The sequence below is a fragment of the Chryseobacterium sp. FW101-FHT12H09 genome, from assembly GCF_058790395.1.
In genome coordinates, this window is record NZ_JBYTCP010000001.1 from 591,349 (window position 1) to 610,975 (window position 19,627).

The window sequence follows — 19,627 nt, forward strand, 5'->3', positions numbered from 1 at the left end:
TTTATCTTTTTATTCACTATTTATTTTTTTGAAATATCATCAATCCAAATCCCAAAAACATTAGGTCTTTCAGAATGAAAAAATCCGTTATTGGTATTCCATCCACTACTTTCCATATTCCCGGTGTTGTAAATAAATAACTTAAGGTAACTAGAAAAGTAATGATCATACCTATTCCTGCATATCGTCTTAGAAATACAAATTTCGCACTAAATATCAGTAATAATGCAATGATAATTTCTATCGCTCCGATAGCATTTGACACCGTTTGTACACTTGCTATTTTATATACGAAAAAGGTGAGGAAATGGTTTTCGACTAAGCTTTTTATTCCCTGCGCTTCGGTAGGAGTGAATTTGAAAATTCCTATCCATAGTAGGATAAGCGCTGCTCCGAAAAGTGAAATGTAATAACCAAGTTTATACGTCGGTTGTTCCTTGGTCAGTACTTGTGATGTTCCGTTCATATTTTTAAGATTTTGAATATATACTTTATTATTTTCAAAAGTATAGTCGGAACAGCTTCAAAATCCTGACAGAATTTTTATTAAAAATTTATCTTTTTAATCACATCATTCTTAAATCCTTGAATATCAGAATCATTTATTTTATCATTTTCCTTTTGTACAAAAGTTTTTTTCATAATCTCATCAAGGATCTCCAGCTTTTTTTGATAAGCCCTGCACCATTTACAAATTCTAAGATGCATAGAAAGCTTCCGGTCCTCTTTCTGGGAAATGGATCCGGCGTTTCTCTTTTCCATAAGCAATGTGGCCGTGCTGCATGGAAGGAATATCAAATGAATCAATTTTTTCAACATTTTTAAATACTTTATGATTTTGCAAACCAATTAAAATCCAGACATTCTCGCAGCTGCATTCTACTTCTTTGTAAAATCTTCCATAAGTTAGTCGTAGAAATATCTAATTCCTGACTCACATCCGGTGCTTTTTTTTCTTGAAGATAATACATTTTTAATGGAATCTTCCACCTGGAGGGCAGTTCTTCAATACAATTTTCCAAAGTTTTATTAAAGTCCTGATCATCCAAAAGTTCGGATTCCCTGTTTGAAACATTCCAATCGTTCAGTACATCACTATTTTTCCACGAACCGGTATCATCGAAAAAATGATCAAGCTTAATTTCAGGTTCTGACTTATATTTCTTGCGATAAAAATCAGCAACTTTTCTTTGAAGAATCGCATTCAGCCATGTAAGTGGCTGGCTTTTTCCTTCAAATGAATCATAGGATGACAACGCCGAAAGAAAAACTTCCTGAACTACATCCTTCGCATCATCTTTGTCTGAAAGCAGATACATTGCTCTTTTCAAAAGAGATTCTGAGTATTTTTCAACCCAGTTTTTCAGCGCTTCATTTTTTGTCATAGTAATCTTTATCTTTCCAGATACTAACGAAGATAATAAGTTAAATGGAAAGACACAAAGTTTTATTAGGATAAAGATTCTTCGTGTCTTTTTGATCGACACAAAATCGGAAGCACAACTATTTTTTAATACACCCAAACTACACTATCAAATATTTGGTAGAAAATCACTCAAAAATCTTAAATTTGCATCTTATCATAAAAAAGCAAAGCAATACATATACTTATGACATCACAAGAGATACGTCAAAAATTTTTAGATTATTTTAAAAGTAAAGACCACCTTATCGTTCCTTCAGCACCTATTGTGTTGAAAGACGACCCTACACTCATGTTCTCTAATTCGGGAATGACTCAATTCAAGGATTTTTTCCTGGGTTATAAAGTACCTACAGCCCCTAGAATTGCCGATACTCAAAAATGTTTGAGGGTTTCAGGGAAACACAATGATCTGGATGATGTAGGTAGAGATACCTACCACCATACCATGTTTGAAATGTTAGGAAACTGGTCTTTTGGTGATTATTTTAAAAAAGATGCTATTGCTTTTGCCTGGGAATTGTTGACTGGAGTTTATAGAATTCCTAAAGAAAATTTATATGTAACTATTTTTGAAGGTGATGCTTCTGAAAATCTTGAAAGAGATCAGGATGCTTATGACTTCTGGAAATCTCACATTTCTGAAGATAGAATTATCAATGGAAATAAAAAAGATAATTTCTGGGAAATGGGTGAAAGTGGACCATGCGGACCATGTTCAGAAATCCATGTTGACCTTAGAACACCTGAAGAAAAAGCGAGAGTTTCAGGACTGGAATTAGTAAATAATGACCACCCGCAGGTTGTTGAGGTCTGGAATCTGGTTTTCATGGAATTCAACAGGAAAGCGGATAAAAGCTTAGAAAAACTCCCACAACAGCATGTTGATACGGGAATGGGATTTGAGCGTCTTTGTATGGCATTGCAGGGGAAATCTTCCAACTATGATACAGACGTTTTCACTCCGCTTATTGCTAAAGTTGAAGAACTTTCAGGCAAGAAGTATACGGGAATTTTAGAAGACGAAAAAGATATTGCTATCCGTGTGGTGGTAGATCACATCAGAGCCGTTTCTTTTGCTATTGCAGACGGACAATTACCTTCAAACGGAGGTGCTGGATATGTGATCAGAAGAATTTTAAGAAGAGCGATTTCTTATTCTTATCGATTTTTAGGAATGAAAGAACCTTTCCTTTTCGAATTGGTTTCGGTACTTAAAGATCAGATGGGACCTTATTTCCCTGAATTGGAGAAACAAGGAAATCTGGTTACCGAAGTAATTAAAAGTGAGGAAGAATCATTCTTAAAAACCATTGAAAGTGGTCTGGTAAGAGTTGAAAGATTGATTCAGCAAACTATCGCTGACAATTCAAAGGTATTACCTTCCGTTGAGGTTTTTGAGTTGTACGACACTTATGGTTTTCCTGACGATTTAACAAGAATTATCGCTGAAGAAAAAGGGCTGACTATTGATGAGGAAGGATTTAAAGCTGAAATGGCAAAACAAAAGCAACGTTCTAAAAAAGACTCTGCTTCTAAGGTTTACGATTGGGTAGTTTTGGAAGAAAAGCCTGAAACTTTTGTTGGATACGACGAGCTTGAAGCTGAAACTTATATAACAAGATACCGAAAAGTTGAAAACAAGGATGGCGAATTCTATCAGGTTGTTTTAAGCAACTCGCCTTTTTATCCTGAAGGAGGTGGACAAATCGGCGATAAAGGTGTTTTAGAAAACGCTACAGAAAGTTTTGAAGTATTAGAAACGAAAAAGGAAAATGGATTGATCATTTCACTGATCAACGGTCTTCCAAAAGATGCCGGAGCGGTTTTTTATGCTAAGGTAAATGCTACAGAGAGAAAAAATTCTCAGGCAAACCATTCTGTTACTCACCTTTTGCATGAAGCTCTCAGAGAAGTTTTGGGAACTCACGTAGAACAAAAAGGCTCTTATGTAGGACCCGATTATTTGCGTTTTGACTTCTCTCATTTCAACAAGATGACAGAAGAAGAATTGGCTGTAATAGAAGAAAAAGTAAATCAAAAGATCAAAGACAGCATTGCTTTACAGGAGTTTAGAAATATTCCTATCCAGGAAGCGATTGACAAAGGAGCGATGGCTTTATTTGGTGAAAAGTATGGTGACAGCGTGAGAATGATCCAGTTTGGAAGTTCAAAGGAACTATGTGGTGGAACTCACGTTAAGAACACGAGTGAAATTGGTCATTTCAAGATTACTTCTGAAAATTCTGCAGCTGCAGGGATCAGGAGAATTGAAGCGATATCCGGAGATAAATCTGCTGAATATTTTAAAAATCTGGAGCAACAGATTACAGAACTTTCTCAATTATTAAAATCGAAAGATGTTGTAAGATCTATCGAAAAGTTAATCGAAGAAAATACGTCTCTGAAATCTGAAGTTGAATCATTGAAGAAAGAGAAAGCTAAAGGGGAGATTGGTGATTGGAAAAGTGCTTATGAACAGAAAGGAGATAAGCAATTATTGGTTAAGAAAACTTCGTTAGATGCGGGTTCAGTAAAAGATATTGTTTTCCAGCTGAAAAAAGAGATCCCAACTTCTGTAACGATCGTTCTTTCCAATGCTGATGATAAACCGATGATCACTGTAGGTGTTTCTGATGACCTGGCTGCTCATTATCAGGCTGGAGCTATCGTAAAAGAATTAGCTAAAGAGATCCAAGGCGGAGGTGGCGGAAACCCTGGTTTTGCTACGGCTGGTGGGAAAAATCTTGATGGTTTAGAAAATGCTTATCAAAAAGCTTTGAATATTTAATTTTACAATTAAAATCAAAATATAATAAAGCAGCTGTTTTTTAACAGCTGCTTTATTTTTGACCGAATATTATTTTCTTACATCATTTTGTAACTTTTTTTCAATCGCGTTGTCTTATCTATAAAAAGCTAATGGCAAAATTTTCATCTCTATTATTTTTATTTTTTACGGTATTAATTTTCGGTCAGACACAATTGAAGGTATTTGGTAAAACCAATAATAAGCCTATTCAAAATGCGGCGGTCTACTGTGATGATAATCTCCTTGGAAAAACCAATCATGAAGGCTTATTATCTTTTAAAACAAAATGTAAAAAAGTAGAAATTCTAGCCAGCAATTTTGAAGATGCTACGGTTGACGTAAAAAAAACGATGGAGATATCACTTCAGCCTTTGTCTGAAAAAATGGACAATATCGACAGGGTTGTTATTAATGATAAAAGTGATCCGAGAGCACTAAAAATACTGGATGAAGTTAATAAGAGAGCTAAAGATAATGCTCCGAAGTCTTTAGATTCTTACAGTTTTAAATCATATAGTAAATCTTCTATTGATGTCGATAGAGACTCCGTCGAAACCTTTAAAAATTTCTTAGCGATAAGAAAAGATTCTCTTTCCAAGGTAGATCATAAGAATTTTAAACAGAAAGAAGGTCAGAAGAAAGATTCGCTGATTAACGAAGATTTCCTTAATGCATCCCAGGAAAGTCAGATGTTCCTTTGGGAAAAAGCTACAGAATACAAATATTCTAAGAAGTTTGGCGAAAAAACCAATATTATAGACAACAGAATGTCAGGGTTTAAAAATCCAATTTATGAAGCATTGGCAATTAATATTTCGAACTTAGACAGAACCCCGAGACAACTGAGACCGGAAAACAGGGAATTGTTTAATTTTTATCTTTCTGACACTTTACAGCTTGATGGAAGAAAAACCTATGTCATCAAATTCAAAGAAATTACTGATAAGAAAAAACAGAATCCAAGAAAATTCAACGGAAAAATATATGTAGATGCGGAAAGTTTTGCATTAAAAAAGTTTGAAAGTGTTAATAAAAAACAGAACGAAGGAAACATCGTTTCTGTCTGGAAACCGATTAATAACAAATGGTTTTTAGATTATGAAGACATTAAATTAAAAATGAGCAGCCAAAGCTTTAATACGTCTAAAAAAGACAGTTTAAAAGAAGGAGAAAAGGTAAAATATAACAAAAAGAGATTTGGCAGCTATCTGTATGTAAAAAACCGATTTTTTGATTTTGAAATCAACGAAGCGCAGAAAGCATCCGACTTCAAAGGCTACTCTCTTGAAATGAAAAGTTCCGATGGAAGTTTGCTTCAGAAATACAGAACCGACAGTCTTACTACAAGAGAAAGTGCTACCTATGCTAAAATCGATAGTTTTGTTCAAAAGCATGATTTTGAAAAGAAACTAGGTTTTTTAACACAGTTAATGAGAGGAAATCTGCGTTACAAAATGATTGATTTTGATCTTACTAAATTTTTGAGTTATGACAAGTACCAGGGTTTACGTTTGGGAGCAGGTCTAAAACTCAACGAAAAATTCAACAAAACATTTTCTCCTGATGGATATGTCGGATATGGTTTTAAAGATCACCACTGGAAATATGGATTAGGCCTGGATGTGAAATTATCCCACAAAAGGACATCTGTTTTCCGTATTGATTATGTAGATGATGTCTTTGCAGCGGGTAGATTTAGCAACAATATGTGGGATATGATGATGAAAGTTTCAGATATCAATTTAGATCTTCATAACGAAACTTTTTATAAAAGCCAAAAATGGGGAGCTTCATTTCTTTATGATATTTCAAATTCATTAAGCATGAAAATTGCTGTAAATAAAGAAAAACAACAGGCTCTTTTCGACTATCAGTATAAAAATCTGGGTAATAGCTTTGACAATGTAAGTACAACATTATCTTTAAAATATGCTCCCAACGACAAAAACATCATGACTCCCAGTGGAAAATACACCTATGAAAAAAGTTACCCTCAGTTTTTTGTAAATTATGAAAAAGGATTTGATGCTTTAGGTGGAGATCTGGATTATCACCGGTTAGACGCGTTGATTATTCACCAGTTCAGATCTAAATTAGGATATACCAACATTAAACTTTTCGGGGGAATATCCTCGGGAACTGCTCCTATCTGGAAGAATTTTGAAATAGCCGGGCAAAAAGATCAAAATTCTGACAAGTGGTATTCAAATATTAATACTCCATCTAATTTAGGATTTACAACAATGCCTTCAGGGACTTTCTTTGCGGATAAATTTGTTGCATTTAAAATTTCCCAATATCTGCCATTCCGATTCAAAACTTTAGGTACAAAGTATTCCAACATAGAAATTGAATATCAATCTGCTATAGGAAACTTTAAAAACAGAGGTGACCATCAGTTTGATTTTCAGGTACTCGATCATTATTATCAGGAAGTTGGATTTATCTGGAACAGATTTTTGGGCACAAGTTTCGGTGTAGGACTATCCTACAGATTAGGACATTATCAAACATCTCAATTTAAAGACAACTTTGGCATAAAGATAAAATTAAGTATCCTTTAAAATATTTAAATAGCAATATTTTATAGATAATAATAAAAACTCCCAAAAATTTTGGGAGTTTTTATTTTGCTATAACCTGTATAATATTATTTAGTTGCATTTCTACTAAAACAGTCCTGTAAATCAAGATGAAAATTATATTAATAACTATAACAAAACTTTTTCGGAACAAGAAATATCATTAATTTTGGATTACATTTATTTCATGAAAAGGGTTCTATTTATTATATTTTTCTGGACGTTTATTTTTGGTTACTCACAATCAAAAATCCAGGTCATAGACGAAGTAGACAAACTCCCTATTTCCAATGCAAAAGTATTTTGTGACAATAAGCTTCTGGGAGAAACAGACTCAAAGGGTACCTTTGAATTTAAAACTAAATGCAAGAGTGTCGAAATTCAGGCAAATCACTACCAGAATGAGATTGCTTTGGTAGAAGATCGTATGCAGGTTTCACTTCTTAAAACTTCTTCAAAAACTACGGCTATTGAAACCGTTATTCTACAAGACAAGAGTGATCCGAGGGCATTGGAAATCCTTAATAAGGTCAATAAATATTTCAAAGACAATTCTCCGAAAAGTCTAAGTTCCTATGCTTACAAATCCTATGAGAAGGTCTCTTTGGATATTGATGAAGACAGCATTTCTCAGTTTAATGAATTTTTTAATGACACCAATTTTTTCAAAAAGAAAAGGGAGAAAGATTCATTAAACAACATTTCTGCAAGAAAGATATTCTCAAAAAGCAAACTGTTCCTTTGGGAAAGGGCTCAGGAATTTATGTATTCAAAAAAATATGGGGAGAAGATCAATATTCTGGATAACAGGATCTCGGGCCTTAAGCAACCTATTTATGAAATGATCGCCCTACAACAAAGTAACAGGGACCGTATTCCGAATCAGATCAAACAGGAAAACAGAGGTTTATACAGGTATTTTCTTACTGATACGATCGAATTGGATGGCAGAAAGAATTTTGTGATCCGTTTTCGTGAAGTGAATTATAAGAAATCGGATAAAAAGCGAAAGTATAACGGAGCAATTTATGTAGATACCGAAACATATGGTATTAAGAAAATTGAAAATATCAGTAAAAATAAAAACGATGGGATTATTACGAGTACATGGGTCTTCTATAATAACAAGTGGTTTTTAGCTCATGAAAAGGTAAAACTTCGAATGAGTAAAATGGCGATGAAAGATGAAGGTAAAGAAAATGATGATAATGATTCCCTCAAAAAATCTAAAAATAGTTTTGGAACGTATGCTTTTCTGACTTCAAAATATTTTGACTTCAACTCTCCTATTGAGGAAAATTCCAAAGATTTTAAAGGTTATACTTTCTCTGTAAAAAATTCTGACGGAACATCATTGGATCAATACAGGACAGATCCTTTAACAGAACGGGAAAGGAATACTTATACGACGATAGACAGCCTGGGGAAAATTTATAATATCGATAACAAAGCGAAAATACTAACAGGACTTATCAATGGGCAAATCAGAGTTGGTATTGTTGATTTTGCGGTGGACGAAATTGTAAATTATAACTTGTATGAAGGTTTCAGACTGGGATTAAAAGCTAAATTGAACGAAACTTTTAATCCTTATTTTTCTCCGGATTATTATTTTGCCTATGGATTCAAGGATGATAAATGGAAATACGGAATTGGTCTTGATATGAAGACCACATTGGAAAAAAACTCATTTTTCAGAATTGAATACTACAATGATGTAACAGCTTCAGGCGAATTCTACAGAAGGCTCTGGAATTTCAAAATGAGAATGATGAACTACGGGAACAACCTTAATAATGACAGGTATTATCATTTTAGAGGAGCTTCCCTATCTTACTTAAATGACGTCACCAATGGTCTTACCCTGGTTTTTGCCGCGAGAAGAAATTTTGAGCAGGCCATGTTCGATTATCAATTCAGAAATAGCGGTTCCTCGTTTGAAAATTTCAATACTTTATTTACCTTAAAGTTTTCTCCGAATTCCACGAATATTATGACGCCTCAAGGCAAATCTATTATCGATCAGAAATATCCTGAACTTTATTTTAATTATGAACAGAGTTATAAAGTTTTAGGTGGTGACTTCAATTACACCCGTTTTGATGCGCTTTTTGTTCACAACTTTAAAACTGTTTTAGGAACAACTGGCGTAAGGTTATATGGTGGATTGGTTTTGGGAGAAGCTCCGATCTGGAAAAATTTCACCATGAATGGTCTTGCCTCTCCGAGCAGAGATATCAATTTTAACCTTACTTCATATCTGGGCTTTGCCACATTGGAAGGTGGAAAATATTACAACGATAAATTTATTGCCTATTACTTTACCCATAAACTTCCGTTTTATTTAAAAAGTATCGGACAAAATGTTTCCAGTTTCGACTTTGTATTAAGAGGAACTATCGGAGATATGAAACATCCTGAATATCATGATTTCAGATTCAAAAAGCTGGACCATTTGTATCAGGAAGTAGGTTTGGAATGGAATAACTTCCTTTCGAGTTATTTTAATTTAGGAGTATTTTATAGAGTTGGATATTATACAACTTCCAATTTTAAGCAAAATTTTGCGGTACAGTTTAAATTAAAGCTATTGGAATTTTAATAATTAAGACATGAAAAAAATAGAAATAAAAGCAGACGATTTTTTTGAGTTATTACGATTAAAAGACGTTTCTATGTGGGAGATATTCTTACAAATGATCGATGGAGAAGAAAAAGAAATCATTTTTATCGACCGTGAAGAAAAGGTCTTATTTAACTATATTCTACCTGCAGAAAAAGAGAAACTGGAAGAGGACAGAAAAGAATTTTCGAAGCAGTTTTCTGAGAAATTATCCAATCTGAATTAACATTAAAAGTTATGAATAAGAACTATCTTCTTTCACTGTTGGGTTTATTTATCATCAGTTTCACAAACGGCCAGAATTACAAAAAACCTTTGGTATCAGCTATTAAAGAGTCGGATATTAAAAAAGATATGTACGAAATGGCTGCTGACCAATTTTGGGGACGTGAGGCAGGAACTTTAAATGAGCTTAAAGTTTCGATGTGGCTTGCTGACAAAGCTAAAGAGGCAGGAATGGCTCCTGCGGGTGACAATGGAACTTTTTTCCAGTATTTTGATATGTACAGACATCAGGTCATTCCTCAAAGTACTGTAAAAATAGGTAACACGACTTTAAAATTATGGAAAGATTTCCTCGTTGCTGAGCCCGTAAATGCTAATTTGGATACTGATATTGTATATGCCGGAAATACAGAACCTGAAGATTTATCAAAACTCGATCTTAAGGGTAAAGTTCTTGCTGTAAATGCATCTGATAAAAATATTGAAAAGGAAATGACCCTTTTTGTAAGAAGGTATCCCGGATTTGTAAGAACAAAATATTATAACACAGCACTGAGCCTTGGTGCTAAAGCCATTATCTTCATCACTGATGATACTTCGGAAAAAAGTTGGGTAGAAATTCTTCCTCAAATGACGAGAGGTTCCTACGGAGTTGAGGGGTTGAGAGAAACCATCACTAATAATATTCCTGTTCTATGGATCAAAAGAGAAAATGCAAACTGGGTGAAAAACAACCCTAAGATCTCCATAAACCTGATCACTGAAACTTATAAATACCCTTCCGTTAATGTAATCGGGAAAATTGAAGGAACAGATCCTAAATTGAAAAATGAATATGTTTTAATGAGTGGACATCAGGATCATGATGGAATCAGGCATCCTGTAAAAAACGACTCCATTTACAATGGCGCCGATGATAATGCCAGCACGTGTGTCGCTATATTAGCTATGGCAAGGGCTTATAAAAAACAACCTGGTAAGAGAAGTATTCTTTTTGTTTTCCATGGTGCCGAAGAAAGAGGTTTGCTGGGATCGAGATGGCATGCATCGCATCTTGTTGTTCCAAAAGAGCAGATTGTTGCTGTATTAAATGGTGATATGATCGGAAGAAACAGCCTTGAAGAAGCTGCTTTATTAGGCGGAAATGCTCCACACAAAAACTCTGAAGAATTGGTAAAAATGGCTGAAGATGCCAATAATGAAAGCACAAAATTCAGATATCTTAAAGACTGGGACTCTCCCAGCCATGCGGAATATTTCTATTTTAGGAGTGATCATCTTCCGTATGCTAAAGTTGGAATTCCGGCTATATTCTTTACGAGTGTTTTACATGATCAGTATCACACACCACAGGATGAATCGGAAAATATTAATTACAAAAAACTATATAAAATGACGGAATGGATGTACAGAACTTCTTGGAAAGTTGCCAATGAAACTGAACGCCCTAAGCTTATCCCGAATTTTACACTGGAAAGATAAAATACTGGCTTGAAAATAGAGCTTGAAAACTTTGCGCTGGATTTTTTTCAACGCAAAGTTTTTTTTATAACACCTTTTAAAATTCAAGCAATCATAAAAATCAAAGATTTTAAAAAAAATTAGGTATACTTCTTATGCAGCATTCTGGTACTTAAAATAACTCAAGTGTTTAAAAACTTTTGTGACTTTTGTGGTTTTATTTTTAACTATAGATCATTCAGATTTCGTCATTGCGAGCTAAAGGCGAAGCAATCCCTTACAATAACGGCTTCAATTTGTGAGAGATTGCTTCGTCGCTTCACTCCTCGCAATGACGACACTAAAATTCTGGCGCCTTTAAAAAAACTTTTGCACCTTTGCGATTAACCAAATCTTTTATCAGTAATTTCCATGCAAGAACACCTCCAGTGTTTTCTTTGCTTCCGCAACATCATGTACCCTGAGGATTTTAGCTCCCTGTTTTAAAACTTTTAAATGTAGTTTTTGTGTTTCTTCATTGATATCCAAAGGAGATTTTCCAAGTGGTTTATAAATAAAAGACTTTCTTGAAATACCAATTAACAGAGGGAATTTTCCAAATCCAAGAAATTCTACTTCATCAAGCATTTTCATTTGATCTGCTACCGTTTTCCCAAAACCAAAACCTGGATCCAAAAGAATATCTTTTACCCCTTTTTGTAGAAGTTCATTTGTCTTTTCACTAAAATATCTATTGACTTCCAATGTAATATCCTCAAATTTCTTTTTGTCATGCATTGTTTCATAAGAAGGATTTACGTGCATTAGTAGATAAGGAAGTTGAGTTTCTGCTACGGTGTCGAACATCCTCCCATCAAACTGACCTCCTGAAATATCGTTGATCAAATCAATTCCTTCATTAAAGCCAAATTTTACGGTTTCAGAATAAAATGTGTCCAGTGAGATCAATGCTTCCGGAAATTCTTTTTTGATCTTAGAAATCAGGTTTCCTAATCTTTTAATCTCCTCATCACTACTAAGAAACTCTGCATTTGGACGAGTCGACTGAGGACCTATATCAATTAATTCTGCACCATCTTTTAGCAATTTCTCAGCATGTTCTAAAGCCGATTTTTCATTATTAAATTTCCCGCCATCAGAAAAAGAATCTGGAGTAAGATTTAAAATCCCCATAATCTTAGGGCTCGTTAAATCTATAAGTTTACCGTTACAGTTGATGGAGTGATTGTTCATAAATGATAATTGATACGTTATAGTTGATATGATGTCTGATTATCAGTTGTATTTTGTTAAAATTTCATATTTTAAACATTAATAATCACACACTATTTTATGTTGTACAAAAGTAAAAACTAAAACCTAATTCCTGCAACCTAATACCTAATTTTGTATATTTGGGCTATTAAGAGAATTTATGTTAAAAACTTCAGTACAGTTCGGGAAAATTATCAGTCAGTGTCGCGATCTTTTCAGTAAAAAACTACAGGATTACGGTGCAGCATGGAGGGTCTTAAGACCAAGTTCAATTACGGATCAGATTTATATTAAAGTCAATAGGATCCGTACCCTGCAGATGACTGATAAAAAAATGATAGAGGAAAGTGAAGAAGATGAATTTATCGCGATCGTGAACTACTCCATTATCGGACTTATTCAGCTTGAAAAAGGTCTTTCTAATGATTTCAACGAAAACAATGAAGAAATTCTAAGTCTTTATGATAAATATTCATCTGAGTCTCAGGCATTAATGGAAAGAAAAAACCATGACTATGGTGAAGCATGGAGAGATATGAGAATTTCTTCAATTACGGATCTGATTTATCAAAAGGTTTTAAGAACTAAACAGATTGAAGACAATCAAGGAAAAACGATTGTTTCTGAAGGCTTGGATGCGAACTATTTTGACATGTTGAATTATGCTGTTTTCTGCCTTATAAAATTCTCTGAAAAAGAAAACAATTTCGAACCTAAAACTATTTAAAATGATCAAAGGTGTACTTCGTTTTATTATTGCTGTTATTTTCATCCTTTCAGGTTTTGTAAAAGCAGTGGATCTGGTAGGTTTTTCCTTTAAAATGGAAGAATACTTTTCACCCTCTGTTTTCAATATGCCTTTTCTGGAAAAGTTTGCTTTACTCTTTTCTATCATTGTGGTCGTCCTGGAGCTTTTCCTTGGATTTATGCTTTTAATAAAATTAAAACTCAAGTTCACTTTATCAGCATTAATTGTACTTTGTATATTCTTTGGGTTCCTTACATTCTATTCAGCCTACTTTAATGTAGTAACAGATTGCGGATGTTTTGGGGATGCTATAAAATTTACTCCTTGGCAGAGCTTTGTTAAGGACGTTGTACTTCTGGTAGGACTTATTATTCTGTTTGTTTTATACAGAAAAGAGTTCGTTAAAAAAGATGAATATAGCAATACTGTAAAAAAATCTCCTGCAAAATATAAATACTATATTTTAGGCGCTTTCGCTCTTGTTATGATCTATATTATGGCACAAGGACTTATGCATGAGCCTACGATCGATTTCCGGGATTATAAAATAGATACAGATCTCAAGAGTGAAAAAGAAAAAATCAATAAAAACCCTTCTGAATACAAAACGTTCTACTCTCTTAAAAACCAAAAGACGGGAGAAGTTTTAAAGGTAAATCAGGATGATTACATTAAAGAAACAAAATATTGGGCTGAAGGTTCGCCGTGGAAAATTGAGGAAGGAAAGAACGAATCTATTCTTGTAAAAGAAGGTTATAAATCTGAAATTGTTAAATTTAAAATTGAAGACCCGACAGGACTTGAGGTTACGGATGAAATTATTAAAGCTCCTAAAGCAATTTTAGTATTCTCTTATCATCCAAAAGAAGTTTCTTCGGAATTACTTCAAAAAATTGAAGCCAAAGTGAACGCTCAAAAAGGCGCATTAATTTATGGTGTTTCAACAGAGCCCAGTACATTCAAAACAATTAAGAATGTAATGATGGATGGAACAGCCATCAAAACGATTGCCAGAAGTAATCCATTCGTATTGATATTAGAAAACGGAAAAATTGTAGACAAACAGCCTGCAAAAGATTATATTAAATAAATAATATGATGAATAATGAAATACATGAAGTGTTCATCACCAACATTCAACTTTAAACACTAAACTTTAACTCAACAAATGCAAAAATCAAATAAATCAATCGCCGGATACCACCTGTTAATGATTCTATCTTCTGTAGACGGAGAATTTGCTCCTGAAGAAGGAATGCTTGTTCAACAATATTTAGCTGATGAATTTCCATTTAAAATGAATTTAGACAATGAATTGGAAACGATTGCTCTACTTCAACCTGAAGAATGGAAAGATCATTTCGAATTCCACGCACGTTGTTTTCATGATGATTCTACGGAAGAGGAGCGCGTAAAATTTGCGAAATTTGCCAAAACACTTATAAAAGCTGACAACAAAGTAACCGACGAAGAGCATACTTTCTATAAGCTTTTAAAGAATATGTGGCATTTAAGCTAAGCACCAAGACACACAAAAAAAACAAAATATTAACATGAAAAAATTTTATCTAGGATTATTAATCATGAGTGCTTCCACAATTCAATCTCAAAAATTTCCTGACCTTAAAGCTCCTATTGCCGAAAAAAAGGAACATATTAGGACTATACATGGTGATAAAGTAAATGATCCGTATTACTGGATGATCGACTATTTCAAGAAAGGAAAAGATTCAACGAAAGTTGTTGATTATTTAAAGGCAGAAAATTCCTATTGGGAGGGGATGATGAAAGATACAGAACCTTTCAGGGATAAGCTTTTTCAGGAAATGAAATCTAGGATCAAAGAAAAAGATGAGTCTGTTCCCTCTTTCAAAAACGGATATTATTACTATACCCGTACTGAAGAAGGAAAACAGTATTTCAAATATTGCCGAAAGAAAGGAAATCTAAAAGCCTCTGAGGAAGTTCTACTGGATGTAGATCAGCTAGCAGAAGGTCATCCTTATTATTCTGCTTCAGGTTTTAGTATAAGCCCGGACAACACTAAATTAGTTTACGGTGTAGATGATGTTTCAAGAAGACAGTATAAATTGTTTTTAAAGGACCTTTCAACAGGAAAAACTGTAGATCTTGGCATTAAAAATACCGAAGGTGATGCCGTATGGGCTAATGACAATAAGACCATTTACTATACTGAAAACAATCCGGTAACCTTATTATCTGAAAAGATTAAAAGACATACATTGGGGACGGATCCAGGCAAGGACGTCGTGGTTTATGAAGAAAAAGACAAATCCAATTATATCGGAGTAGGAAAATCAAAGAATGAAAAATTCATTATGATCTACTCTGCAGCAACCACTTCATCTGAGACAAGATACCTGAACGCTGATGATCCTAATGGAACATTTAAAGTTTTTCAGCCAAGAATAAAGGATGTATTGTATGATGTAACTCCTCTAGAAGATAAATTCCTGATCACAACGAATAAAGATGCTTTAAACTTTAAAGTCGTAGAAACACCTTTAGACAAAACAGGTGTTGAAAACTGGAAAGATTTCATCCCACACAGAAAAGATGTACTGATGCAGGGAATCAGTGAATTCAAAAACTATCTGGTTTTCAGCGAAAGACAGAATGGACTTTCCCAACTGGTGATCCATGACCGAAAAACCGGTAAAAAGGAGTTTGTGAAATTTGATGAGCCTACTTATACAGTATCTCCTTCAGGAAATCCAGAATATAATACAGACAATTTCCGTTTCGGATATACCTCTATGATCACACCCAATTCTCAATTTGAGCAGGATCTTAAAACCGGAAAAAGAACATTACTGAAACAACAGGAAGTTCTGGGAGGTTATAATAAAGAAAATTATGTAACTGAAAGACTTTTCGCTACAGCAAAAGACGGCACTAAGATCCCTCTTTCCATTGTTTACAAAAAAGGATTTAAGAAAGACGGAAACAGTCCTTTATTGCTTTATGCTTATGGCTCTTATGGAAACTCTTCGAATGCATCATTCAGCAGCCCCAGACTAAGTCTTTTAGACAGAGGTTTCGTTTATGTGATGGCACACATCCGTGGAGGTCAGGAAATGGGCAGACAATGGTATGAAGACGGTAAAATGATGAAAAAGAAAAATACTTTTACTGATTTCATTGATGCCGGAGAATATTTAGTTAAAGAAAAATACACTTCTCCAAAACATATGTATGCTCAAGGAGGAAGTGCAGGAGGTTTGCTAATGGGAGCTATCGCTAATATGAGTCCGAATTTATGGAATGGCGTCATTGCTCATGTTCCGTTTGTAGATGTAGTGAACACAATGCTTGACGAAAGCATACCATTGACAACCAATGAATATGATGAATGGGGAAATCCTAACAATAAGGAAGCCTATTTCTACATGAAATCTTATTCTCCATATGAAAATGTAGAAAAGAAAAATTACCCTAATCTTTTGGTAACAACCGGTTTGCATGATTCTCAGGTACAATATTTTGAGCCTGCAAAATGGGTAGCTAAATTAAGGGATATGAAAACCGATAAAAATATACTGTTCTTAAAAACAGATATGGCTTATGGTCATGGTGGTGCATCAGGAAGGTTTGATTACCTGAAGGATACTGCTCTGGTCTATGCTTTTATGTTTAAACTAGAAGGAATTAACAAATAATTTATGAAAGAATTAATTACCTTATCTCTACTTTTAGTGGGAATAGGGATAACAGCCCAACAAAAGGATTTTGATCCTAACATGATAGGATGCTATAAAGGTTCTGAGAGCAATCAACAAGTAGAAGGTTTTTCAAAATATTGGGTTTCATGCAGACTTGAAAAAGGAAAAAGTATACTTATGTTTGTTGCCATTGACAAAGATGGCAATGTAACTCAGGAGACCGAAAATGGGAGCTGGTGGACTAAAGATGGTAAATATTATGAGCTTCATAAATATGACAATGTCACTGATGTATATAATTATAAGGTACTGGATAATGGTGACGTCAACTTTCAATCAATCGAATTAATGGGTAAAAAAGATACTACTTATACATTCACTGATACTAAAATAGAAGAAGATTAAAATAAGAATAATTATGAGAAGAAAAATAGTTGCAGGAAACTGGAAAATGAACAAAAATGTAATTGATGCTCAGCAATTAATGATCCAATTACTAAGCTATAAAAACACTAATACGACCAATTGTGAGATTTGGATTGCACCACCATCTTTGTATCTTATGATGGCAAAGGACATCTATGAAAAGGATGAAATAGGTGTTTTCTCCCAGGATATGAGTGAATATGAAAGTGGCGCTTACACGGGAGAACTCTCTGCGGATATGTTGGAATCTATTGATGTAACCGGTTCTTTGATCGGACATTCTGAAAGAAGACAATACCATGGGGAAACTGATTCACACTGTAACAGAAAAGTAAAATTAGCACTAGATAAAGGTTTAATCCCTGTATACTGCAACGGAGAAACTCTTGAGCAAAGAAAAGCAGGACAACATTTTGAAGTGGTTAAAAACCAGACTGAAGTTGCTTTGTTTACACTTTCTGCTGAAGAAATCAAAAAAGTAGTCATCGCTTACGAACCTGTTTGGGCAATTGGAACAGGAGAAACAGCAAGCCCTGAACAGGCTCAGGAGATCCACGCCCATATCAGAAGTATTATTGCAGCAAAATATGGACAGGAAGTAGCTGATGAAGTTTCTATCCTTTACGGAGGTTCTGTAAAACCTGATAATGCAAAAGAGATCTTCTCTCAACCGGATATTGATGGTGGATTAATTGGTGGAGCCGCTTTAAAGCTAGAAGATTTCTCTAAAATTATTGAGGCTTTTAACTAGTATTAGATATTAGGTAAGATTATATGTCCTGAATAAAGCCATTGGAATATATAATTAAAAAAGGGCTAAAGCCCACTCTTATTGAAAAATATCACAGAAATAAAAAGCGGCGGAATTTCATTCCGCCGCTTTTCTTTTTTAAAAAATCTAATTATTGAATATCGACAACATACATCGTTCCTTTATCTACTTTTCCTGTTTTTGGTAGAATCTTAGCTTTTGGATTTCCGTTTCCATCATCGGTAACACCGAAATCATCATCATTGAAAACAGCAAGCTTGTTTCCTCCCAAATAAACTATTCCCTCAAATTTATCATGTTCATAACCTATTTTTGTAACCAGGTCTACCGCCAGTGCTTTAGAAACAGGTTGCAATCCAGCAGATGCAATCTCAGCCCACGTTGACTGTTCTAGAGCTTTTCCATTAATTTTCAATCCATCAACAGCTGCAAGATCAGGTCCGTTAACATCTGATGCACCTGTCAGATTAATCTTGTATACTTTTTTCAACCCGCCCTGTGATCCAAATTTTCCATCTCTTTCGATGACTAGAAACTCAGTATTGCTAATTGCTGTAATGTCGCATACAGAATCAGAAGCTCCGCCATCCTGTTTGTATAAGTATTGTTTTGTCTGTCCCGTTGCAAGATCAAACGTTACGATTCTCGTTAAAGTAGTATTGGTCGCTAAAACTTTTGTAGGAACATACATCGTTGACTGCATAGTGCCCACCAACATTTTTCCGTCTGGTGTCATACACATGCCTTCCATCCCTCTGTTGGGTCTTCTTTTTGCAAATACGGCAGGCAGTTTTCTGTTTCCTGTATTCACTCCGATCGGGCTGATTCGCTCCATTTCAACACCATCTGCATTGTAATGCACAATGTGAGGACCATATTCATCAGAAACCCAGAATGTACCATCAGGCGCAGCCACAATACTTTCACTGTCTAATCCATAATTATCCGTCCCTAAAACATTACCATTAACACCATAAGCAATTTCACCTGTACTTCCCATTCCCTGAGGATTTGGAAGCCCGGTGATAGGCTGCCCGGAAGGATTCTTAAGTTTGATGTATTTAATAACCTCAATATTTCCTTCAGCATTGATCTTAAAATGCATTATTGTTGGTGTAAAGTTGGGAATCAGAAATTTTATCCCATCCAAATAGGCTGTATTGGGACCACGATCCGTAATCACATAAAATTCTCCTTTTCTGGTTGGGTGGGCTGTGGCACCAGAACCAAAACCGCCGTTAATAACCGCTACTCCATTTACCGTAGCTACTGTGGTAAAAGGAAATTCCTGAGGTAGTTTAGAATAATTGATATCCTGATTGCTTACAATATCGTCACTATCATTGCAAGACCATAAAGCACCAAGGATAAGAGATGAAAGAAGAAGTTTTTTCATGTTTACTTTTTATGGTTGCGAATGTAAACAGCAAGTGTAAACTTATCTTGAATTGAATGATAATTGTATTTTAAATATTGCTTAATTTCCTTGTCTTGAAATCAAAGATTTTTTAGAAACTTATGTATATACTTCTTATGCAGTATTCTGCAGTGAAAATAGAAGATTCTAAAAACTTTTGTGGCTTTGGTGGTTTGAGTAGAATAATGTTCTCGATATATT

The 19,627-nt window shown here is 34.5% G+C and carries 16 protein-coding genes; 11 read left to right on the top strand and 5 right to left on the bottom strand.

Features of this window, described 5'->3' with window-relative positions; genetic code table 11:
* Positions 1 to 16: 16 nt before the first annotated feature.
* The 3 genes from AC3WRL_RS02610 to AC3WRL_RS02620 all read right to left on the bottom strand — a co-directional run bounded on the left by AC3WRL_RS02610 (position 17) and on the right by AC3WRL_RS02620 (position 1,385).
* The gene (locus AC3WRL_RS02610; RefSeq protein WP_214826420.1) at positions 17 to 466 is read right to left on the bottom strand and encodes a DUF417 family protein; all 450 of its coding nucleotides are present in this window, start codon (positions 464 to 466) and stop codon (positions 17 to 19) included.
* An 80-nt stretch (positions 467 to 546) separates the two neighbouring features.
* Positions 547 to 762, bottom strand: coding sequence for a hypothetical protein (locus tag AC3WRL_RS02615; protein ID WP_261511345.1), 216 nt, complete (start codon positions 760 to 762; stop codon positions 547 to 549).
* A gap of 68 nt (positions 763 to 830) precedes the next feature.
* Positions 831 to 1,385, bottom strand: coding sequence for a sigma-70 family RNA polymerase sigma factor (locus AC3WRL_RS02620; protein ID WP_214826422.1), 555 nt, complete (start codon positions 1,383 to 1,385; stop codon positions 831 to 833).
* 225 nt (positions 1,386 to 1,610) lie between these two features.
* On the opposite strand from AC3WRL_RS02620, the gene alaS reads away from it, so the two are divergent.
* The 5 genes from alaS (at position 1,611) to AC3WRL_RS02645 (ending at position 11,147) form a co-directional block, all read left to right on the top strand.
* The gene (alaS, locus tag AC3WRL_RS02625) at positions 1,611 to 4,214 is read left to right on the top strand and encodes an alanine--tRNA ligase (protein ID WP_492329658.1); all 2,604 of its coding nucleotides are present in this window, start codon (positions 1,611 to 1,613) and stop codon (positions 4,212 to 4,214) included.
* A gap of 131 nt (positions 4,215 to 4,345) precedes the next feature.
* A complete protein-coding gene (locus tag AC3WRL_RS02630) occupies positions 4,346 to 6,799 on the top strand; it encodes a DUF5686 family protein (RefSeq protein WP_261511342.1) in 2,454 nt (817 codons plus the stop codon).
* A gap of 205 nt (positions 6,800 to 7,004) precedes the next feature.
* Positions 7,005 to 9,419, top strand: coding sequence for a hypothetical protein (locus AC3WRL_RS02635; RefSeq protein ID WP_261511341.1), 2,415 nt, complete (start codon positions 7,005 to 7,007; stop codon positions 9,417 to 9,419).
* A gap of 10 nt (positions 9,420 to 9,429) precedes the next feature.
* On the top strand, positions 9,430 to 9,666 hold the full coding sequence (locus AC3WRL_RS02640) for a hypothetical protein (protein WP_214826429.1): 237 nt from the start codon (positions 9,430 to 9,432) through the stop codon (positions 9,664 to 9,666).
* An 11-nt stretch (positions 9,667 to 9,677) separates the two neighbouring features.
* Positions 9,678 to 11,147 (top strand): M20/M25/M40 family metallo-hydrolase, encoded by a 1,470-nt coding sequence (locus tag AC3WRL_RS02645; protein ID WP_492329659.1) that lies wholly within the window; start codon positions 9,678 to 9,680, stop codon positions 11,145 to 11,147.
* A 378-nt stretch (positions 11,148 to 11,525) separates the two neighbouring features.
* On the opposite strand, the gene folP is transcribed toward AC3WRL_RS02645, so the two are convergent.
* Entirely contained in the window at positions 11,526 to 12,359 is an 834-nt protein-coding gene (gene folP / locus AC3WRL_RS02650) for a dihydropteroate synthase (protein WP_492329660.1), read from the bottom strand.
* Positions 12,360 to 12,540: 181 nt separating this feature from the next.
* Here folP and AC3WRL_RS02655 point away from each other — a divergent pair, with 181 nt between their 5' ends.
* The 6 genes from AC3WRL_RS02655 to tpiA all read left to right on the top strand — a co-directional run bounded on the left by AC3WRL_RS02655 (position 12,541) and on the right by tpiA (position 17,988).
* Positions 12,541 to 13,107: a DUF1599 domain-containing protein gene (locus tag AC3WRL_RS02655; RefSeq protein ID WP_492329661.1), complete on the top strand. Its 567-nt coding sequence runs from the start codon at positions 12,541 to 12,543 to the stop codon at positions 13,105 to 13,107.
* Position 13,108: 1 nt separating this feature from the next.
* Entirely contained in the window at positions 13,109 to 14,218 is a 1,110-nt protein-coding gene (locus AC3WRL_RS02660) for a BT_3928 family protein (RefSeq protein WP_261511337.1), read from the top strand.
* Between the two features lie 78 nt (positions 14,219 to 14,296).
* Positions 14,297 to 14,647 carry a TerB family tellurite resistance protein gene (locus AC3WRL_RS02665; protein WP_214826438.1) on the top strand — a complete coding sequence of 117 codons (351 nt, stop codon included), beginning with the start codon at positions 14,297 to 14,299 and terminating at the stop codon, positions 14,645 to 14,647.
* A gap of 34 nt (positions 14,648 to 14,681) precedes the next feature.
* Entirely contained in the window at positions 14,682 to 16,808 is a 2,127-nt protein-coding gene (locus AC3WRL_RS02670) for a S9 family peptidase (protein WP_492329662.1), read from the top strand.
* 3 nt (positions 16,809 to 16,811) lie between these two features.
* Positions 16,812 to 17,216, top strand: coding sequence for a hypothetical protein (locus AC3WRL_RS02675; protein ID WP_261511335.1), 405 nt, complete (start codon positions 16,812 to 16,814; stop codon positions 17,214 to 17,216).
* A gap of 13 nt (positions 17,217 to 17,229) precedes the next feature.
* A complete protein-coding gene (gene tpiA, locus AC3WRL_RS02680; RefSeq protein WP_214826444.1) occupies positions 17,230 to 17,988 on the top strand; it encodes a triose-phosphate isomerase in 759 nt (252 codons plus the stop codon).
* Positions 17,989 to 18,139: 151 nt separating this feature from the next.
* Here the strand turns inward: tpiA and AC3WRL_RS02685 are convergent, their stop codons facing one another.
* A complete protein-coding gene (locus tag AC3WRL_RS02685) occupies positions 18,140 to 19,405 on the bottom strand; it encodes an esterase-like activity of phytase family protein (protein WP_492329663.1) in 1,266 nt (421 codons plus the stop codon).
* Positions 19,406 to 19,627 lie beyond the last annotated feature (222 nt).

What these genes read in the sequence shown, in the direction of transcription:
- AC3WRL_RS02670 (WP_492329662.1), top strand. Translation starts at nt 14,682, where the DNA reads ATGAAAAAATTTTATCTAGGATTATTAATCATGAGTGCTTCCACAATT.
- AC3WRL_RS02660 (WP_261511337.1), top strand. Translation starts at nt 13,109, where the DNA reads ATGATCAAAGGTGTACTTCGTTTTATTATTGCTGTTATTTTCATCCTT.
- AC3WRL_RS02635 (WP_261511341.1), top strand. Translation starts at nt 7,005, where the DNA reads ATGAAAAGGGTTCTATTTATTATATTTTTCTGGACGTTTATTTTTGGT.
- folP (WP_492329660.1), bottom strand. Translation starts at nt 12,359, where the DNA reads ATGAACAATCACTCCATCAACTGTAACGGTAAACTTATAGATTTAACG.
- AC3WRL_RS02610 (WP_214826420.1), bottom strand. Translation starts at nt 466, where the DNA reads ATGAACGGAACATCACAAGTACTGACCAAGGAACAACCGACGTATAAA.
- AC3WRL_RS02615 (WP_261511345.1), bottom strand. Translation starts at nt 762, where the DNA reads ATGGAAAAGAGAAACGCCGGATCCATTTCCCAGAAAGAGGACCGGAAG.
- AC3WRL_RS02665 (WP_214826438.1), top strand. Translation starts at nt 14,297, where the DNA reads ATGCAAAAATCAAATAAATCAATCGCCGGATACCACCTGTTAATGATT.
- AC3WRL_RS02620 (WP_214826422.1), bottom strand. Translation starts at nt 1,385, where the DNA reads ATGACAAAAAATGAAGCGCTGAAAAACTGGGTTGAAAAATACTCAGAA.
- AC3WRL_RS02645 (WP_492329659.1), top strand. Translation starts at nt 9,678, where the DNA reads ATGAATAAGAACTATCTTCTTTCACTGTTGGGTTTATTTATCATCAGT.
- tpiA (WP_214826444.1), top strand. Translation starts at nt 17,230, where the DNA reads ATGAGAAGAAAAATAGTTGCAGGAAACTGGAAAATGAACAAAAATGTA.
- AC3WRL_RS02640 (WP_214826429.1), top strand. Translation starts at nt 9,430, where the DNA reads ATGAAAAAAATAGAAATAAAAGCAGACGATTTTTTTGAGTTATTACGA.
- AC3WRL_RS02655 (WP_492329661.1), top strand. Translation starts at nt 12,541, where the DNA reads ATGTTAAAAACTTCAGTACAGTTCGGGAAAATTATCAGTCAGTGTCGC.
- alaS (WP_492329658.1), top strand. Translation starts at nt 1,611, where the DNA reads ATGACATCACAAGAGATACGTCAAAAATTTTTAGATTATTTTAAAAGT.
- AC3WRL_RS02675 (WP_261511335.1), top strand. Translation starts at nt 16,812, where the DNA reads ATGAAAGAATTAATTACCTTATCTCTACTTTTAGTGGGAATAGGGATA.
- AC3WRL_RS02630 (WP_261511342.1), top strand. Translation starts at nt 4,346, where the DNA reads ATGGCAAAATTTTCATCTCTATTATTTTTATTTTTTACGGTATTAATT.
- AC3WRL_RS02685 (WP_492329663.1), bottom strand. Translation starts at nt 19,405, where the DNA reads ATGAAAAAACTTCTTCTTTCATCTCTTATCCTTGGTGCTTTATGGTCT.